Genomic DNA, 14,841 nt, shown 5'->3' with positions numbered 1-14,841 from the left:
GAGCAATCCGCCGCCCGCGATGCTAACGTTGCCGCCTCACACAAGTCGGAGATGCGTGCGTGCTGATGCTCAAACTGCTGGTGATTCCAGGATTTCTGTTGCTGATTTCCCTGGCGGGTAAACGCTGGGGGCCGAGCGTGGCCGGTTGGCTGTCTGGATTGCCGGTGGTGGTCGGGCCGATTCTGTTTTTCCTGGCTATCGAGCAAGGCGAAGTGTTTGCTGCCCAATCGGCGACGGCCGCGCTATCGGCGATGTTTGCGATGATTGCGTTCTGCGTGACCTATGCCCAGGTTGCACAACGCACGGGATGGCCGTGGGCGCTGACCCTTTCGTTGCTGGTCTGGGCCATCGTGGCCGTGGCGCTGTCATTGATTCCGCCTTCCCTGTTGTTCTCAGTGGTCGCTGCCGCCACCGCTCTGCTGGCAGCGCCCTACCTGTTTCCCTCGGTGCAGCCGATCATTTCGGGCCCGGCGCCGAAGTCCGACAAACTGCTGCTGCGCATGATTGCCGGCGCCCTGCTCACTCTTGCGGTCACCTTGCTCGCCAGCACGGTTGGCGAACGCTGGAGCGGTCTGCTCGCCGTGTTCCCGGTGTTGGGCAGCGTGATGGCGGTGTTTTCCCAGCAAACCCGCGGGCCGGCGTTTACCGCGGCATTGCTGCGAGCCACTGCCACCGGGATGTATTCGTTCGCCGCGTTTTGTCTGGTCTTGGCGCTGGCCTTGCCACCTATGGGCCTGAGCGCGTTCGCCCTCGGCGTTGCGGTGTCGGTGGGCATGCTCGGGGTGACCCGGCGCTTGCTGGCCAAACCGGCGATCCCCGTGGTGGACGCTGGACGAACCGCGATCAAGCGCTAAGCTGCTTCACATCCAGCGGGCCAGGATGTCGCCCGCTCAATGTGCTGAAGGAACAGACATGGCCACGTCTCGCGTCCGTAGTGCTCAATCCGCCACAGCGGTTGGTGTGATCGCGATCTTTCTCTGGTCCTGCCTGGCGTTGTTGACCACCCTCACCGAAGGCATCCCGCCGTTTGAGCTGCTGACACTGAGTTTCGCCGTGGCGTTCGTTGCAAGCCTGATGATTCTGGGCCGACACGGGCGCAGCGGTTTTAGCAGCTGGCGCCAACCCTGGGCGGTATGGGCGACGGGGTTTGTCGGAATTTTCGTTTATCACGCGCTGTATTTTTTCGCACTCAAGGCCGCGCCAGCGGCCGAAGCCAGTCTGATCAACTACCTGTGGCCCCTGTTGCTGGTACTGTTTTCCGCCTTCGCCGCCGCAGAAAAGCTGCACAAACGACAAGTGCTCGGCGCCGTGCTGGGCCTGGCGGGCACGGCGTTCATCATGCATCAACGCGGCTCGGACACGAGCGCCGCAATGCCAATCCCCGGTTACCTCGCCGCGTTTGGCTGTGCATTGATCTGGGCCGGCTACTCGGTGTTCAACCGGCGGTTCAGCGAAGTACCGAGCAGCATCACCGGTGGCATCTGCGGTATGTCTGCCGCGGCCGGGCTGATCTGTCACCTTGCCTTCGAAACCACGGTATTGCCCGACGCCCGCCAATGGACGGCGATTATCGTCCTAGGCCTCGGTCCAGCAGGTTTGGCATTTTTTGCCTGGGACCACGCCACCAAACACGGCAACCTGGCCACGCTGGGGGCGCTTTCCTACCTGGCGCCGCTGATTTCCACCGTGTTGCTGATCGTCGTCGGGCGCAGCCATGCCAGCCCGATCCTGATGATCCCCGCCCTGCTGATTATTGCCGGTGCGGTGATCGCCACGTCGCAACCGACGGTAAAAGCCCCTGCAACCCCTTCGATCATTTCGCACAAGTAGAATCAGGTGTAATCCAAAGCCTGTGGCGAGACCGTCCGTTACACCGCGCTGGAATGCGTCACAACCTCCATGGGATGATCGCCCCCGAAGCGCACCCATCCCCTGGAGATTCACGAATGTCACTGTTGAGTAAAAAAGCCCTTGTCCTGTTGCTGACAGCGGCTGCCAGCCTGGGAGCCTTGAATGCGCAGGCCGCCAAGGCCACTTCCGGCGATACGGCGCCGGTACAGAAAGTCTCGATGCTCGGCGGCAAGTTCACGTTCAACTTGCCCAAGGGTTTCATTGCCAACCCGCTGCCGGCCGGCGACGCGGCCACCGGCACCGCCGGGGCAACGGGCACCATGTACACCAACCAGGCCACCAAAACCGTGGTGATTGCGGCTGAAAACACCATTCCCGGCGGCGTCAACGTCAAGGACAACGACGGTCAATTCCTCGACTCTGCGGTGGCCAACTTCGCCACCGAACAAGCCAGTGCGCTGCCGGACTTCACCAAACTCAGCGAAAAGAGCCTGACCCAGAAAGGCACAGGCCTGGGCCTGCGGCAGATCGACAGCACCGCCACCCAGGGCGGCGGCAAGACCCTCGATACCACGGTGATGGCCGCTTCCGGCACTCGCATGGCCATCGTTCAGGTCATTTCCCGCCTCAAAGACAATGCCGGCCACGAGACGCTGGTCAAACAGATCGTTTCCGGAAAATGAGACTCAGGGATTGAGGCGCTGCAACCAGGCGCTCAAATCCTGCATCTCGACGGCGCTGATGCTGTGAGCAACGCCGGGGTAGGCATGAAACTCAGGCTTGAGTGACAGGCTCTGCAACAAGCTGTCGGCCTCGGTGCCGTCGTTGTAGGGAATGCTTTTGTCCGCGGTGCCATGACCGATGAAAATCGCCAGATGCTGGCGTTTTTCATCCGGTTTCAGCTCGGACTTGAGCACCGGCAGAACCCGCCCGCTCAACGCGGCAATCCCGCCGAGCGCCTCGGGATGACGCAGGGCTACCTCGTAGGACATCATCGCGCCCTGACTGAAACCCACCAGGAACACCTTGTTCGATTCGGTGTGATATTTCTTCGCCGCCTGTGCGACGAAATCCAGCAACACCTTGCCGCTGGCCTTCAAGTCATCAGTCTCGCCGTTGTAGGCGCCTTCACCCTTCTTGCGAAACCACTGGTAACGCCCCTCTTCCATCACCATCGGTGCCTGCACCGACAGGTAGTTGTATGACGCGGGCAATTCATCCTTCATGTCGAACAGATCCTGCTCGTTACTGCCGTAACCATGGAGAAAAATCACCAGGGGCTGATTGCGCGATTCGGGGTTGGCCTGCTCCAGGTACTTGAGCGGCAGATCGGTGTGCAACGGGACTTGAGCGTGGACGGCGGCGGAGGCCAGCAGCGTCAGCAGAGCGAGAAATTTCAACATTAAACCTTCCTTCACATCGCGCAGGATTCGGGGCAAAGCCTAACACTGTGAAGCTTGATGTCGATGATGGCCCGGGTATCTGCGGCGATTTTGCGGTGCCTTCGCGGGCACCGCTTCCACAAGAGATCGCAGCCAGATTCCAAGACAAAAAAAATGGCCACCGCATCAACGGTGGCCACTTTATTTAAACGGCTGGATTAATGGCCGTACACATCAAAGTCGAAGTACTTGTCCTGCACTTGCTTGTACTTGCCGTTGGCGCGGATTTCGGTGATGGCGGTGTTGAATTTGTCCGCCAGCTCTTTGTCACCCTTGCGCACAGCAATACCGGCGCCGCCACCGAAGTACTTGGCGTCTTCGTAGGTCGGGCCAACGAAAGCGAAGCCTTTACCGGCGTCGGTTTTCAGGAAACCGTCGTCGAGGTTGACCGAGTCGGCCAGCATCGCGTCGAGGCGGCCAGAGACCATGTCCAGGTTGGCTTCCTGCTGGGAGCCGTAACGCACCAGGATAATACCGGCCGGTTGCAGCACTTCAGTGGCGAAGCGGTCGTGGGTACTGGCGCGCAGCACACCGACTTTCTTGCCCTTGAGCTCGGTCAGCGGGTCCTTCACGTCGGAGCCTTCCTTCATCACGAAGCGCGCCGGCGTGTGGTAGTACTTGATGGTGAAATCGACGTTCTTTTTGCGATCGTCGGTGATGGTCATGGATGACAGAATGGCGTCGATTTTCTTGACCTTCAGTGCCGGGATCAGGCCATCGAACTCTTGCTCGACCCAGGTGCACTTCACTTTCATCTGCTCGCACAGTGCATCACCGATGTCCACATCGAAACCGGTGAGTTTGCCGTCAGGGGTTTTCATCGAGAATGGCGGGTAACCGGCTTCGATACCGATGCGGATCGGCTTGGCGTCTTCGGCCACGGCGGTCAGGGACATCATCGACAGTGCCAGGGCACCGAACATCACTAGCTTCTTCATTTATAACTCCTGTGTGCGGAGGCTTTTATTGGCAGCTTTCGATTCAGCTTTCGGTCCATCGTTTTCTGTGAGTGAGGCCCGAAGTGGCCGGCAGTCTAGAGCGGCTTCAGGAGGGCAAATTGCGTTTAAGCGACAAATACTTATAGAAAAGTGGCCGCCGGATTCGGTAGCGAAACAGCGTGCGCCAAGGCGGTGCAAGGACTGTCAGACAATCCTTGGATTCAGATAAAACCTACGGGAATCTGGCCTTAATCTGACTGAATGGTCTGACTGGTGATGAGCGATGTTTTACGGCACATTGAGCGCCACTGCGTCCCCAAGAGAAAAGCGCGATGCCTGCCTTGAACCTGATCCAGCACCACCCTGCCGAAGGACCGGGCGCCATTGCCGAGTGGGCCGCGTCCCGGGGCGTGACCCTGAATGTCTTTCGCGCCGACCTCGGCCAGTTGCCGCCCGTGAGTGCGGCACCGGTGATTATGTTGGGCGGGCCTTATGAGTCCAATGCCGGGCCGGCATGGCTGGAAGCCGAACGTCAGTGGCTGGCGGGTAGCCTGGATCAGGGCGCAGCAGTGTTCGCCATTTGCCTCGGCGCGCAGTTGCTGGCGTTGAGTCTGGGCGGGAATGTGCGGCGGATGGATCAAACAGAAACCGGCTGGACTCTGGTGACGTTCGCCGATGGCCAGACATTAAAGGTGCTGGAGTGGCACGAAGACGCCATCGACCTGCCGCCAAACGCGCAGCTGTTGGCCAGCAGTGATCAATGTGAGCAGCAGATGTATGGCGTCGGGCCGGCGCGTGTTGGGTTGCAGTTTCATCCGGAGTGGAATGCCAAGTCGGTGGCCATACTGAATGAGCATTTTGCCGATGAGTCGCCGTTGCCGCGTGGCCAACCGGACAGCGCCGCCTATGCCACCGTGTTCGAGTGGTTGCAGGCGACGCTGGATGGGTGGTGGGCAGCTTCGACAACCAGTCGCTGATCAGGTGGCAGGAGCGCTTCCTGTGGCGAGGGGGCAAGCCCCCTTGTCACAAAATCAGCATTCACAGCCGATGGACATTGCGGTACGCCGTACCGCAGCAGTACTCAACTCAAATCCCTCATCCAGCCACCCGGTCACCCCGCCAATCATCTCTTTCACCGGGTAACCCAGCGCCGCCAGTCTCACCGCGGCCTTGTTGGCGCCATTGCAGTGCGGTCCGGCGCAATAGACCACGAACAAGGTGGATGTCGAATAACTTGCCAGACTTTCAGCAGTGATCAGTCGTCCCGGAATGTTGATCGCGCCCGGCACATGGCCGCGCTCAAACGCCAGCGGACCGCGCACATCCACCAGGACAAAATCCACATCGCCGGCCTGTTGGCTGCCATGGACGTCGGAACAGTCGGTTTCAAAAGTCAGACGGTTGCTGAAATGCATCAGGGCGATGGCCGATGGGGCGGCGGGTATTTCGCGGACCAGGCTGGTCATGGGTCGTACTCCAAAGTCTCAGTGGGTGTGAGAAGACTTTATCGCCTCGCTACTTGACGCTACAGTGGCGCACAAGACACTCACCGGGAACTTTCCGCCAAATGCAGCCCACCCCTGGATTGGTCGCGATTCTGGCCTACGACGGCCTGTGTACATTCGAATTCGGCATCGCCGTGGAAATCTTCGGACTCGCCAGGCCGGAGTTCGATTTCCCGTGGTACGAACATCGGATCGCCGCCGTGGATCAGGGCCCGATGCGCGCCATGGGCGGCATTCACGTGCTGGCCGATGGCGGCATGGAACTGCTCGAGCAAGCCCGGACCATCATCATTCCCGGCTGGCGCGACCGCAACGCTCCGGTGCCCGAGACTTTGCTCACGGCCCTGCGTCAGGCCCATGCCCGGGGCGCGCGGTTGCTGTCGATTTGTTCGGGAGTGTTCGTGCTCGCGGCCACCGGTTTGCTCGACGGTCACGGCGCCACCACGCACTGGCGCTACGCTACTGAGTTGGCCGAGCGTTTTCCGAACATTCTGGTGGACCCGGACGTGCTCTACGTCGATTCGGGTCAGCTGATCACCTCGGCCGGCAGCGCAGCAGGCATCGATGCCTGCCTGCATCTGGTGGCGCGGGACTTCGGTACCCAGGTAGCCAATTCAGTGGCGCGGCGGCTGGTGATGTCGCCGCAACGCACGGGCGGTCAGGCGCAGTTCATTCCGACACCAGTCAGTCCTACACCGCGTAGCGATCTTTCGCGCGTCATGCAGTGGGCACGCCAGCGCTTGCATGAACCGCTGGAGGTGCGCGAACTGGCCAGTGAGGCGGCCATGAGTGAAAGGACTTTTCTGCGCCGTTTCACCGAAGCCACCGGCATGCCGCCCAAGGCCTGGTTGCAGCATGAACGGCTGGGACGGGCTCGTGAACTGCTGGAAAGCACCAGCCAGAACACCGACCAGGTTGCCGAGCAATGCGGTTATCGATCGGTGGAAAGCTTCCGGGTGGCGTTTCGCAGCGTGGTCGGGGTGCCGCCGTCGGTGTATCGGGAGCGGTTTGGGCGGGAGGTCAAGGCCAGTTCTTGAGGTGTTCTTTAGGGCCTCTTCGCGAGCAAGCCCGCTCCCACATGGATTCTGTGGACATTGGAGATCCACTGTGGGAGCGGGCTTGCTCGCGAAGAGGCCAGATCAGACAACAAACGCCTCAGGGCTTACGCAACAGATAGGTATCCATAATCCATCCATTGGCCAGCCGAGCCGCCTTGCGCACCCGTTCAATCTCCTCCGCCACATCCTTCAGCTTGCCGCTGATGAGGATTTCATCCGGCGTCCCCAGGTAAGCCCCCCAGTAAATTTCAGTCTGCTGATCCACCACCTGGTGATAGGCATCTTGCGCATCAAGCATCACCACCAGACTGTCAGCCTCGCTCACCTGCCCCGCCGCCAGTCGCCGGCCGGTGGTGATTTCGATCGAGCGCCCAATGCGATTCAGCGGCACCTTATGCCGGGCCGCCAGGGCCTGGACGCTGGTAATGCCGGGGATCACTTCAAACTCGAACACGCAACGGCCTGATGCAAGAATCGCCTGCAAGATCCGGATGGTGCTGTCGTACAACGCCGGATCGCCCCACACCAGAAAACCGGCGCACTGGTCGTCAGTCATTTCCTCATTGATCAGCCGTTCGAAGGTCAGCTGCTTGGCAAGGTTCAGATCTTCGACACTGGTCTTGTAGTCCACATCACCCCGCTCGCGTTCCGGGCTGTGGGCCTCAACGAAGCGATAGTCGTGGTCGGTGATGTAACGCTCGCAGATCTCGCGGCGCAGGTCGATCAGCTTGTCTTTGTCCTGCCCCTTGTCCATGAGGAAAAACACGTCGACAAGGTTCAGTGCCTTGACCGCTTGCATCGTGATGTAGTCGGGGTTGCCGGCACCGATGCCGATGACCAGAAGTTTTTTCATGAGTGTGTTCCTTCAGGGGCAGTGCCCGGCAAACGCAGGCGCCAGCAGCCGTTGAACCGCAACTCGACAGCGGACAGCGGTTCGACGTCAATCAGGTTGAACGCCGCGCTGCGCAGCACCTGCGTCAGCGCGGCACGAATGACAAACGGATGGGTGATGGCAACGACGTGCCCCGGTGTCGCCGTCAGCGTTGCCAACCATGCGGCCACGCGCTCACCGAGTTGCGTCACCGACTCGCCCCCGTGGGGCGCCAGGCTCGGATCATCGAGCCAGGCCTGGAGCGTTTCAGGCTCGGACTTTTGCAGGTCGGCGATCCGCGCACCACTCCAGCGTCCGTAATCGCAGTCCCTCAGCGCCGCGACAATCTCCACATCGTCGCCGAACAAACCGGCCGTTTGCCGGGTTCGCAACTCAGGCCCACAAACCAGGCGCGGTGTCCCGTTGAATTGAGCACGACGAGAACGCCTTGCCGATTGCCAATCCATCTCCAATGGCTCATCCGTAGGAAAACGCGCCAGTTTTTGTGCGACGGTTCGAGCGTGGCACATCAGGGTCAAACGGGTTGCCTGCACGAAGGATCACTCTGTTGAAGGGAATGGGCACCGGCATCAAGCCGCGAACAAGCGACTAATTGTGCCGCAAGACGGGCCATTCGGGGTGTTTCGTTTCTGTCGGCAACATGGGCTCGTTAACTCATTTCACCCGTGAAAAACGGCTACCTCCGATACCCTTATAGGCGATGACCTACAAGCTCAATCGACATCCGTGTAGCCCCCGTCACACGGGCATCTCGCCCCGTTTCAGGGCTTGGGAAGCCCGCACAAAAATTAACTAGACAGGCAGCGGGCGTTAAATAAATACTGGTTTAACTGATGATCAATTGAATAAGACACCCCCATCCAGCAGGAGCCCGGATGCCCTCTCTCAGCGACATCGACCACCGCTTTCGCTCCCCGGAGCTCAGTTGTTATCCCGACCAGCACTTCAACAATCTGGGCGCGAGCAAAGTACTGCCGCCCCTCAGTAACGGCTGACAAGAAAAAGAGCGGCGCTTGGCAAAGCTCAGGCGACCGTCGATTCAATGCGTGGAAACCGACAGTGATAGTCAGGTTCGGTCCTAACCACCGGACCCTTTGATACAGGAGTGCATCCATGCTGGTCCTACGTCCAGTCGAGTTAACCGATCTGCCCCAGCTACAGCGGCTGGCTCGCGAAAGCCTGGTGGGCGTCACGTCCTTGCCGGACGACACCGAACGCTTGCGCGAGAGGATTCTCGACTCCTGCGCCTCGTTCGAAAAAGACGTCCAGGGTCATGGTCCGGAGAATTACTTCTTCGTGCTGGAGGATCTGACCACCGGGCATTTGGCGGGGTGTTCGGAAATTCTCGCCACTGCCGGTTTCGGCGAGCCGTTCTACAGCCTGCGCAACCGGCACTTCACCAGCGCCTCGCGGGAGCTGAACATCGAGCACGGCGTACCCGCGCTGTCGTTGTGTCACGACCTCAGCGGCCATACCCTGTTGCGGGGTTTTCATATTGACGCGGGTCTGGTGCGAACGCCGTTTTCCGAGCTGCTGTCACGGGCGCGGTTATTGTTCATTGCCGCTCATTCGCGGCGCTTTGCCGACGCGGTGATCACCGAGATTGTCGGTTTCAGCAGTGATGAAGGACAGTCGCCTTTCTGGGATGCCGTGGGCAAGCATTTCTTCGACTTGCCTTACGCCGAAGCGGAGCGGCTCTGCGGTCTGGAGAGTCGCACGTTCCTCGCTGAATTGATGCCGCAATACCCGATCTATGTGCCGATGCTGCCCCAGGCGGCGCAGGACTGCATCGGACGCATCCACCCTGATGGTCAGGAGGCCTTCGATATCCTCGAGCGCGAAGGGTTCGAAACCAACAGCTACATCGATCTGTTCGACGGCGGCCCGACCTTGTATGCGCGTATCTCCAGTATCCGCTCCATCGCCAGGAGCGAGACCGGCATAGCGAAAGCAGGTTCGCCAATCGATGCCCGTGGCCGCTACCTGGTCAGCAACGACGCGCTGAAGGACTATCGCGCGATCATTGCCGAACTGGATTACCACGCCGGGCAACCTGTGGCCTTGAGTGCCGGGATGTGCGCGGCCCTGAACGTGACCGAAGGCAGCCCGATCCGGTTGGTCGCCCTGTGAGCATCACCCGGCCCCGTGCCCAACGACAGTGTCCGAACGGGCGCGAAGAAGGAGCTGCATCATGATTGTCCGTCCGGTTCACGTCACCGACCTGCCCGCCTTGCAGGCGCTGGTGCGGCAGGCGGGCCGCGGGTTGTCCACACTATCGGCCAACGAAGATCGCCTGGCGCACCGGTTACGCTGGACGCAACGGACCTTCGCCGAACAAGTCGAGCGCGCCGATGCCGACTACCTGTTCGTGCTCGAAGACGACGATCAGCAAGTGGTCGGTGTCAGTGCCTTGGCGGGGGCCGTTGGCCTGCGCGAGCCTTGGTATAACTACCGGGTCGGGTTGACGGTCAGCTCATCACCGGACCTTGGCATCCAGCGGCAGATCCCGACATTGTTCCTGAACAACGAAATGACCGGGCAATCGGAAATCAGCTCGCTGTTCCTGCGACCCGATCAAAGAAAGGGCAGTAACGGCCGATTGCTGTCGTTGGGGCGCTTGATATTTGTGGCCGAGTTCCCGCATCTGTTTGGCGACAAACTCATCGCCGAACTCCGTGGCAGTGCCGACGAACAAGGCCGCTCGCCGTTCTGGGACAGCCTGGGCCGGCACTTTTTCAAGATGGATTTCAGCCACGCCGATCACTTGTCGGGGCTGGGCAACAAATCGTTCATTGCCGAACTGATGCCACGCCAACCGCTCTACACCTGCCTGCTCACTGAACAGGCCCAGGCGGTCATCGGCAAGGCTCACCCGAACACCGAACCGGCACTAAAAATCCTCAGCGCCGAAGGCTTTGCTCATAAGGGCTACATCGACATCTTCGACGCCGGCCCGGTCATCGAAGCCCCGGTTTCGACAATCCGCACCGTGCGCGACAGCCAGGCATTGGTGCTTGCCATCGGCACACCGGACGATCAGGCCCCGATCTGGCTGATCCACAACCGCCGCCTGGAAAACTGCCGCATTACCACCGCCCCGGCGCGACGGGTGGGCAACAGCCTGATCGTTGACCGCCTCACCGCCAAACGCCTGCAACTGCAACCCGGCAACTCGGTACGTGCCGTGCCCCTGCTGAACCAACAGCAACAGGCAGTGGCGGCGTGATCACGCGCTCCCTCGCCACAAAAGCCAGCGTGCTAAAAAAAAGCCCTCCGACTAAAAGACCGGAAACCCGGTAAATTCGTCATCATTCTCCCCCTCTCCACGTGATAGCCTTTTGTTCCTTCGGCGTTGACACTTTTGCTCAAGCCCTTCCATTCCATTGGTGGAACTCATATGTCCAGGCTTTCTCATCAAGATTTGCGCCGTAACTTTCGTGAATTGTTCGCTTCCAACGCCTGCTATCACACGGCCTCGGTGTTCGACCCGATGTCGGCCCGCATCGCCGCGGACCTGGGTTTTGAAGTGGGTATCCTCGGCGGTTCGGTCGCGTCGCTGCAAGTACTGGGCGCCCCCGACTTTGCCTTGATCACCCTCAGCGAGTTCGCCGAGCAGGCCACCCGCATCGGCCGCGTGGCCCAACTACCGGTCATCGCCGACGCCGACCACGGTTATGGCAATGCGCTCAACGTGATGCGCACCATCGTCGAACTCGAACGCGCCGGCGTGGCAGCCCTGACCATCGAAGACACCCTCTTGCCAGCCCAGTTTGGCCGCAAGTCCACTGACCTGATCACCGTTGCTGAAGGTGTCGGCAAGATTCGCGCAGCACTGGAAGCCCGGGTCGATTCGGAGATGGCAATCATCGCCCGCACTAACGCGGGGATCTTGCCGGTCCAGGAAATCATCAGCCGCACCCAGCATTACCAGCAGGCGGGCGCCGACGGGATTTGCATGGTGGGGGTGCAGGATTTCAACCAACTGGAACAGATCGCCGAGCACCTGAGCGTGCCGCTGATGCTGGTCACCTATGGCAACCCGCTGCTGCGCGACGATAAACGCCTGGCCGAACTGGGCGTACGGGTCACCATCGACGGTCACGGCGCGTACTTCGCCGCGATCAAGGCCACGTACGACAGCCTTCGGGAACAACGGCAGATCTTTACCCAGGCCTCGGACCTGAGCGCGACCGAACTGACGCATACCTATACTCAGCCTGAGGAATATATCCGTTGGGCGGAAGAGTTTATGAGCGTCAAGGAGTGATGGTTCAGTCATTGTGATGGTGTGGGCTGACCCGACGCTTTCGCGAGCAAGCCCGCTCCCACATTGGATTTTCTGTGAACACATTATTTGTGTACGCCAGCGATCCAATGTGGGAGCGGGCTTGCTCGCGAAGGGGGCCAGATGCCACGCCGCCGCATGACGATCGATTGCGAGGCTTATTTCTTGGCCAACTCCATAATCATCCGCGACAGCAGATAAATCCGCGGCGCCACGCTTTCCACCTCCGCGTATTCCTCCGGCGTATGAATATTCCCGCCAACAATCCCGAACCCGTCCAGCGTCGGCGTACCCACACCGGCTGACAGGCTGGCATCCGCCGCGCCACCACTGCCCTCTTCCGTCAACTTGCGGCCAATTTCTCCGTAAATGCCCTGGGCCATGGCCATCAACCGATCCGACTCCGCCGTTTGCGGCATGGGCGGCAAACCGCGCTGCAGTGTGGTGGTGACTTCGGTATCAGGAATCAGCTTGTCTTTGGAAACCCGCGCCAGGTCCTTCTCGATCCGGTCAAACTCTTCCGGCACCGCGGCCCGCACATCGGCCTTGGCCGTGGCTTGATCGGGAATCACGTTGGTCCGGTCGCCGGCCTTGAGCACGGTGAAGTTGATGGTGGTTTTCTTCTCAGCATCCCCCAGTTTGCCGAGTTGCAGGATTTGGTGCGCCGCTTCCATTGCCGCGTTGCGCCCCAGTTCCGGCGCGACGCCGGCGTGGGCCGCCTTGCCTTTGACTTCGACCACGGCGGTGGCGCTGCCTTTACGCCAGACCACCAAGCCATCCGCCGGGCGGCCCGGTTCGAGGTTGAGGGTCACGTCGTGGGCCTTGGCAGTTTTCTTGATCAGGTCGGTGGCCACATCCGAGCCGGTTTCTTCGCTGGCGTCGAGCAAGAAGGTAATTTGTGCGTAGTCCTTGAAATCGAGGTTTTTCAGGACTTTCAGCGCGTAGATGCCGGCGACGATGCCGCCCTTGTCGTCCATCACACCCGGCCCGTAGGCGCGACCGTCCTTGATGTGGAATGGCCGCTCGGCGGCGGAGCCTTCCTTGAACACCGTGTCCATGTGCGCCATCAGCAGGATTTTCGCCTTGCCGGTGCCCTTGAGGGTCGCGATCACGTGGCTGCTGGTGTCCGGGGTATTGGGCACCCGTTCGATGGTGGCACCGAGTTTTTTCAGTTCTTCGATGGCGATGTCGCTGACTTTCGTCAGGCCCGGCTCATAACCGGAACCGGAGTCGATATTCACCAGCCGCTCCAGCAGTTTCAGGGCTTCACCCTTGTACTGTTCGGAATCGGCGAGGATTTGTTTGTGCGGTTCGGCGAAGGCTGCGGGGGCGAAAACGCCGAGGGCGAGGGTCAGGCCAAGGCTGGTGGCCAGCAGGGAGCGAGGGCGATTAAACGTCATGAATCGATCCTTGTTTCGTGTCGGGAAGCTCAAACCCTACCTGACTGAGCCGCGCGGCTCTATACCGAATGCGACGCCTACGGACCTGAATGACCGAAGATCCCTGTGGGAGCGGGCTCGCTCGCGAAGAGGGAGTGTCAGTCGACATCAATGTTGCCTGACACACCGCCTCCGCGAGCAAGCCCACTCCCACAGGGGAATTGTGCAGGCCTTCAGACCGAGTCGAGCAACTCGCGATGGGGCTTGCCGTCGCTGCAACAGATGACGCGATTGCGCCCGGTGGTCTTGGCTTCGTACAGCGCCTGGTCGGCATCATTGAGCCACAGGGTCGCGTCGGTGTGGGCCGGGTTGAAGGCGGCCAGACCGATGCTCAGGCTGACTTTCAGTGCCGGGTTCTGCTCGTAGCCCAGTGTCGCGAAGCGGTCCCGGAGTGCATCCATGGCGGCGGCAGCGCTGTTCAGGGGCAGGTCCGGAAGGATCACGCAAAACTCGTCGCCCCCATAGCGCCCGGCAACATCGGCGGCCCGCAGGTTCTGCTTGAGCATCTTGCTCAGCTGCCGCAATACGATGTCCCCGGCGACGTGGCCGTAGGTGTCGTTGATGATTTTGAAATGATCGATGTCGATCAGCGCAATCGCCCCGCCCTGATGTTGGCGCTGGCAACGCTGGAACTCGACTTCCAATTGGTCCTTCCAGGCGCCATGGTTCAGCAGGCCAGTGAGGCTGTCGGTGCGGCTCAGGGCCAGCAGCTCGCGTTTATGCCGGCCAAGGGTCGTGGCCTGGCGGAAGCAGATCCAGCCAAGGGCCAACGGATAAAGGGTTAACAGCGGCAGGCAGGCATACAACTGCAACGGGCTGGTGTGGGGGATGAAGGCCGGTGTAAAGACCAGCATTCCGATTCCGATTCCGAGAATTTGCGCGACGGTTCCTACCAACAGAAAACGCAAGCCACCGATCGCGACATTGTTCATCGCCATCATGGCCAGCGTGGCCGCGCTGGGGAGCGGGTTGAACTGCATGGCCGCCACCCAAAAGCCGCCAAGAAAGGCATCCACCAGGATGTTGCGGTGTTCCGCATGGAAGGGAACCTTCGCTCGGCGTGCCCATTGATACGCCACGTGCGGCCAGAGAATGCCGTTGAGCAGCATCAACACCCAGACCCACGGCGCCGGGTCGAGCGGATACATCGCCGCACCCACGCACAGCAGCCCCAACGCCAAACCCAGGGTACGCGACGTGTAGAGCCTCCTGGCCAGTGAAAGTCCTTTTCCTCCCGTTTTTCCCATTGGGGCCTCTATGCCACTGAACGGAACCTGATAACACCGGGGTTGCGGGTGTGCAGGAAGTCTATCAGGGCAACGTTAAATAGCCATCGCCGGCTGGCGGGCTGAATACCCAGGCATAGCCATGAGGCGAGCGCCGGATGTTTGGCTATACATGAAGAGAGGGTTCAATAAACAACGATAAAAA

General features: G+C 60.4%; 15 protein-coding genes. 8 read left to right on the top strand and 7 right to left on the bottom strand.

Annotated elements, in window-relative coordinates; translation table 11 throughout:
* The first annotated feature begins 59 nt into the window (after window positions 1-59).
* The 3 genes from ACA055_RS10990 (at window position 60) to ACA055_RS10980 (ending at window position 2,534) form a co-directional block, all read left to right on the top strand.
* Window positions 60-854, top strand: a complete 795-nt coding sequence (locus ACA055_RS10990) for a hypothetical protein (RefSeq protein ID WP_497683632.1) — start codon at window positions 60-62, stop codon at window positions 852-854.
* A gap of 58 nt (window positions 855-912) precedes the next feature.
* Window positions 913-1,830, top strand: a complete 918-nt coding sequence (gene yddG, locus ACA055_RS10985) for an aromatic amino acid exporter YddG (protein ID WP_497683631.1) — start codon at window positions 913-915, stop codon at window positions 1,828-1,830.
* 116 nt (window positions 1,831-1,946) lie between these two features.
* Complete coding sequence (locus ACA055_RS10980; protein WP_497683630.1) at window positions 1,947-2,534, top strand: DcrB/PsbP domain-containing protein; 588 nt, start codon at window positions 1,947-1,949, stop codon at window positions 2,532-2,534.
* Between the two features lie 3 nt (window positions 2,535-2,537).
* Here the strand turns inward: ACA055_RS10980 and ACA055_RS10975 are convergent, their stop codons facing one another.
* Window positions 2,538-3,254, bottom strand: a complete 717-nt coding sequence (locus tag ACA055_RS10975) for an alpha/beta hydrolase (protein ID WP_497683629.1) — start codon at window positions 3,252-3,254, stop codon at window positions 2,538-2,540.
* A gap of 197 nt (window positions 3,255-3,451) precedes the next feature.
* Window positions 3,452-4,231: an ABC transporter substrate-binding protein gene (locus ACA055_RS10970; RefSeq protein ID WP_497683628.1), complete on the bottom strand. Its 780-nt coding sequence runs from the start codon at window positions 4,229-4,231 to the stop codon at window positions 3,452-3,454.
* Window positions 4,232-4,563: 332 nt separating this feature from the next.
* Here ACA055_RS10970 and ACA055_RS10965 point away from each other — a divergent pair, with 332 nt between their 5' ends.
* Window positions 4,564-5,208, top strand: a complete 645-nt coding sequence (locus tag ACA055_RS10965; RefSeq protein WP_497683627.1) for a type 1 glutamine amidotransferase — start codon at window positions 4,564-4,566, stop codon at window positions 5,206-5,208.
* Window positions 5,209-5,262: 54 nt separating this feature from the next.
* Here ACA055_RS10965 and ACA055_RS10960 read toward each other — a convergent pair whose 3' ends face one another.
* Window positions 5,263-5,697 carry a rhodanese-like domain-containing protein gene (locus ACA055_RS10960; RefSeq protein ID WP_497683626.1) on the bottom strand — a complete coding sequence of 145 codons (435 nt, stop codon included), beginning with the start codon at window positions 5,695-5,697 and terminating at the stop codon, window positions 5,263-5,265.
* Window positions 5,698-5,798: 101 nt separating this feature from the next.
* Here ACA055_RS10960 and ftrA point away from each other — a divergent pair, with 101 nt between their 5' ends.
* Complete coding sequence (gene ftrA / locus ACA055_RS10955; protein WP_497683625.1) at window positions 5,799-6,773, top strand: transcriptional regulator FtrA; 975 nt, start codon at window positions 5,799-5,801, stop codon at window positions 6,771-6,773.
* A 118-nt stretch (window positions 6,774-6,891) separates the two neighbouring features.
* Here the strand turns inward: ftrA and cobF are convergent, their stop codons facing one another.
* A complete protein-coding gene (gene cobF / locus ACA055_RS10950; RefSeq protein WP_497683624.1) occupies window positions 6,892-7,647 on the bottom strand; it encodes a precorrin-6A synthase (deacetylating) in 756 nt (251 codons plus the stop codon).
* Entirely contained in the window at window positions 7,644-8,219 is a 576-nt protein-coding gene (locus ACA055_RS10945; RefSeq protein WP_497683623.1) for a histidine phosphatase family protein, read from the bottom strand. The genes cobF and ACA055_RS10945 overlap by 4 nt, the downstream gene beginning before the upstream one ends.
* 580 nt (window positions 8,220-8,799) lie before the next feature.
* Between ACA055_RS10945 and ACA055_RS10940 the strand changes: the two genes are divergently transcribed.
* The 3 genes from ACA055_RS10940 (at window position 8,800) to ACA055_RS10930 (ending at window position 11,953) form a co-directional block, all read left to right on the top strand.
* A complete protein-coding gene (locus tag ACA055_RS10940) occupies window positions 8,800-9,816 on the top strand; it encodes an arginine N-succinyltransferase (RefSeq protein ID WP_497683622.1) in 1,017 nt (338 codons plus the stop codon).
* A gap of 61 nt (window positions 9,817-9,877) precedes the next feature.
* Complete coding sequence (gene astA / locus ACA055_RS10935) at window positions 9,878-10,912, top strand: arginine N-succinyltransferase (protein WP_497683621.1); 1,035 nt, start codon at window positions 9,878-9,880, stop codon at window positions 10,910-10,912.
* Window positions 10,913-11,083: 171 nt separating this feature from the next.
* Window positions 11,084-11,953 carry an isocitrate lyase/PEP mutase family protein gene (locus tag ACA055_RS10930; RefSeq protein WP_497683620.1) on the top strand — a complete coding sequence of 290 codons (870 nt, stop codon included), beginning with the start codon at window positions 11,084-11,086 and terminating at the stop codon, window positions 11,951-11,953.
* A gap of 176 nt (window positions 11,954-12,129) precedes the next feature.
* On the opposite strand, the gene ACA055_RS10925 is transcribed toward ACA055_RS10930, so the two are convergent.
* Window positions 12,130-13,371 (bottom strand): M20/M25/M40 family metallo-hydrolase, encoded by a 1,242-nt coding sequence (locus ACA055_RS10925; RefSeq protein ID WP_497683619.1) that lies wholly within the window; start codon window positions 13,369-13,371, stop codon window positions 12,130-12,132.
* Between the two features lie 212 nt (window positions 13,372-13,583).
* Window positions 13,584-14,657: a diguanylate cyclase gene (locus tag ACA055_RS10920; RefSeq protein ID WP_497683618.1), complete on the bottom strand. Its 1,074-nt coding sequence runs from the start codon at window positions 14,655-14,657 to the stop codon at window positions 13,584-13,586.
* Window positions 14,658-14,841 lie beyond the last annotated feature (184 nt).

It is taken from the genome of Pseudomonas sp. LBUM1657, assembly GCF_059716075.1.
The sequence above is the reverse complement of the archived record's forward strand: the minus strand, read 5'-3'. Positions and strand labels throughout refer to the sequence as shown.

Coding starts and splice junctions, on each gene's coding strand:
- yddG (WP_497683631.1), top strand. CDS start 913: ATGGCCACGTCTCGCGTCCGTAGTGCTCAATCCGCCACAGCGGTTGGT.
- ACA055_RS10980 (WP_497683630.1), top strand. CDS start 1,947: ATGTCACTGTTGAGTAAAAAAGCCCTTGTCCTGTTGCTGACAGCGGCT.
- ACA055_RS10975 (WP_497683629.1), bottom strand. CDS start 3,254: ATGTTGAAATTTCTCGCTCTGCTGACGCTGCTGGCCTCCGCCGCCGTC.
- ACA055_RS10970 (WP_497683628.1), bottom strand. CDS start 4,231: ATGAAGAAGCTAGTGATGTTCGGTGCCCTGGCACTGTCGATGATGTCC.
- ACA055_RS10965 (WP_497683627.1), top strand. CDS start 4,564: ATGCCTGCCTTGAACCTGATCCAGCACCACCCTGCCGAAGGACCGGGC.
- ACA055_RS10960 (WP_497683626.1), bottom strand. CDS start 5,697: ATGACCAGCCTGGTCCGCGAAATACCCGCCGCCCCATCGGCCATCGCC.
- ftrA (WP_497683625.1), top strand. CDS start 5,799: ATGCAGCCCACCCCTGGATTGGTCGCGATTCTGGCCTACGACGGCCTG.
- cobF (WP_497683624.1), bottom strand. CDS start 7,647: ATGAAAAAACTTCTGGTCATCGGCATCGGTGCCGGCAACCCCGACTAC.
- ACA055_RS10940 (WP_497683622.1), top strand. CDS start 8,800: ATGCTGGTCCTACGTCCAGTCGAGTTAACCGATCTGCCCCAGCTACAG.
- astA (WP_497683621.1), top strand. CDS start 9,878: ATGATTGTCCGTCCGGTTCACGTCACCGACCTGCCCGCCTTGCAGGCG.
- ACA055_RS10930 (WP_497683620.1), top strand. CDS start 11,084: ATGTCCAGGCTTTCTCATCAAGATTTGCGCCGTAACTTTCGTGAATTG.
- ACA055_RS10925 (WP_497683619.1), bottom strand. CDS start 13,371: ATGACGTTTAATCGCCCTCGCTCCCTGCTGGCCACCAGCCTTGGCCTG.
- ACA055_RS10920 (WP_497683618.1), bottom strand. CDS start 14,657: ATGGGAAAAACGGGAGGAAAAGGACTTTCACTGGCCAGGAGGCTCTAC.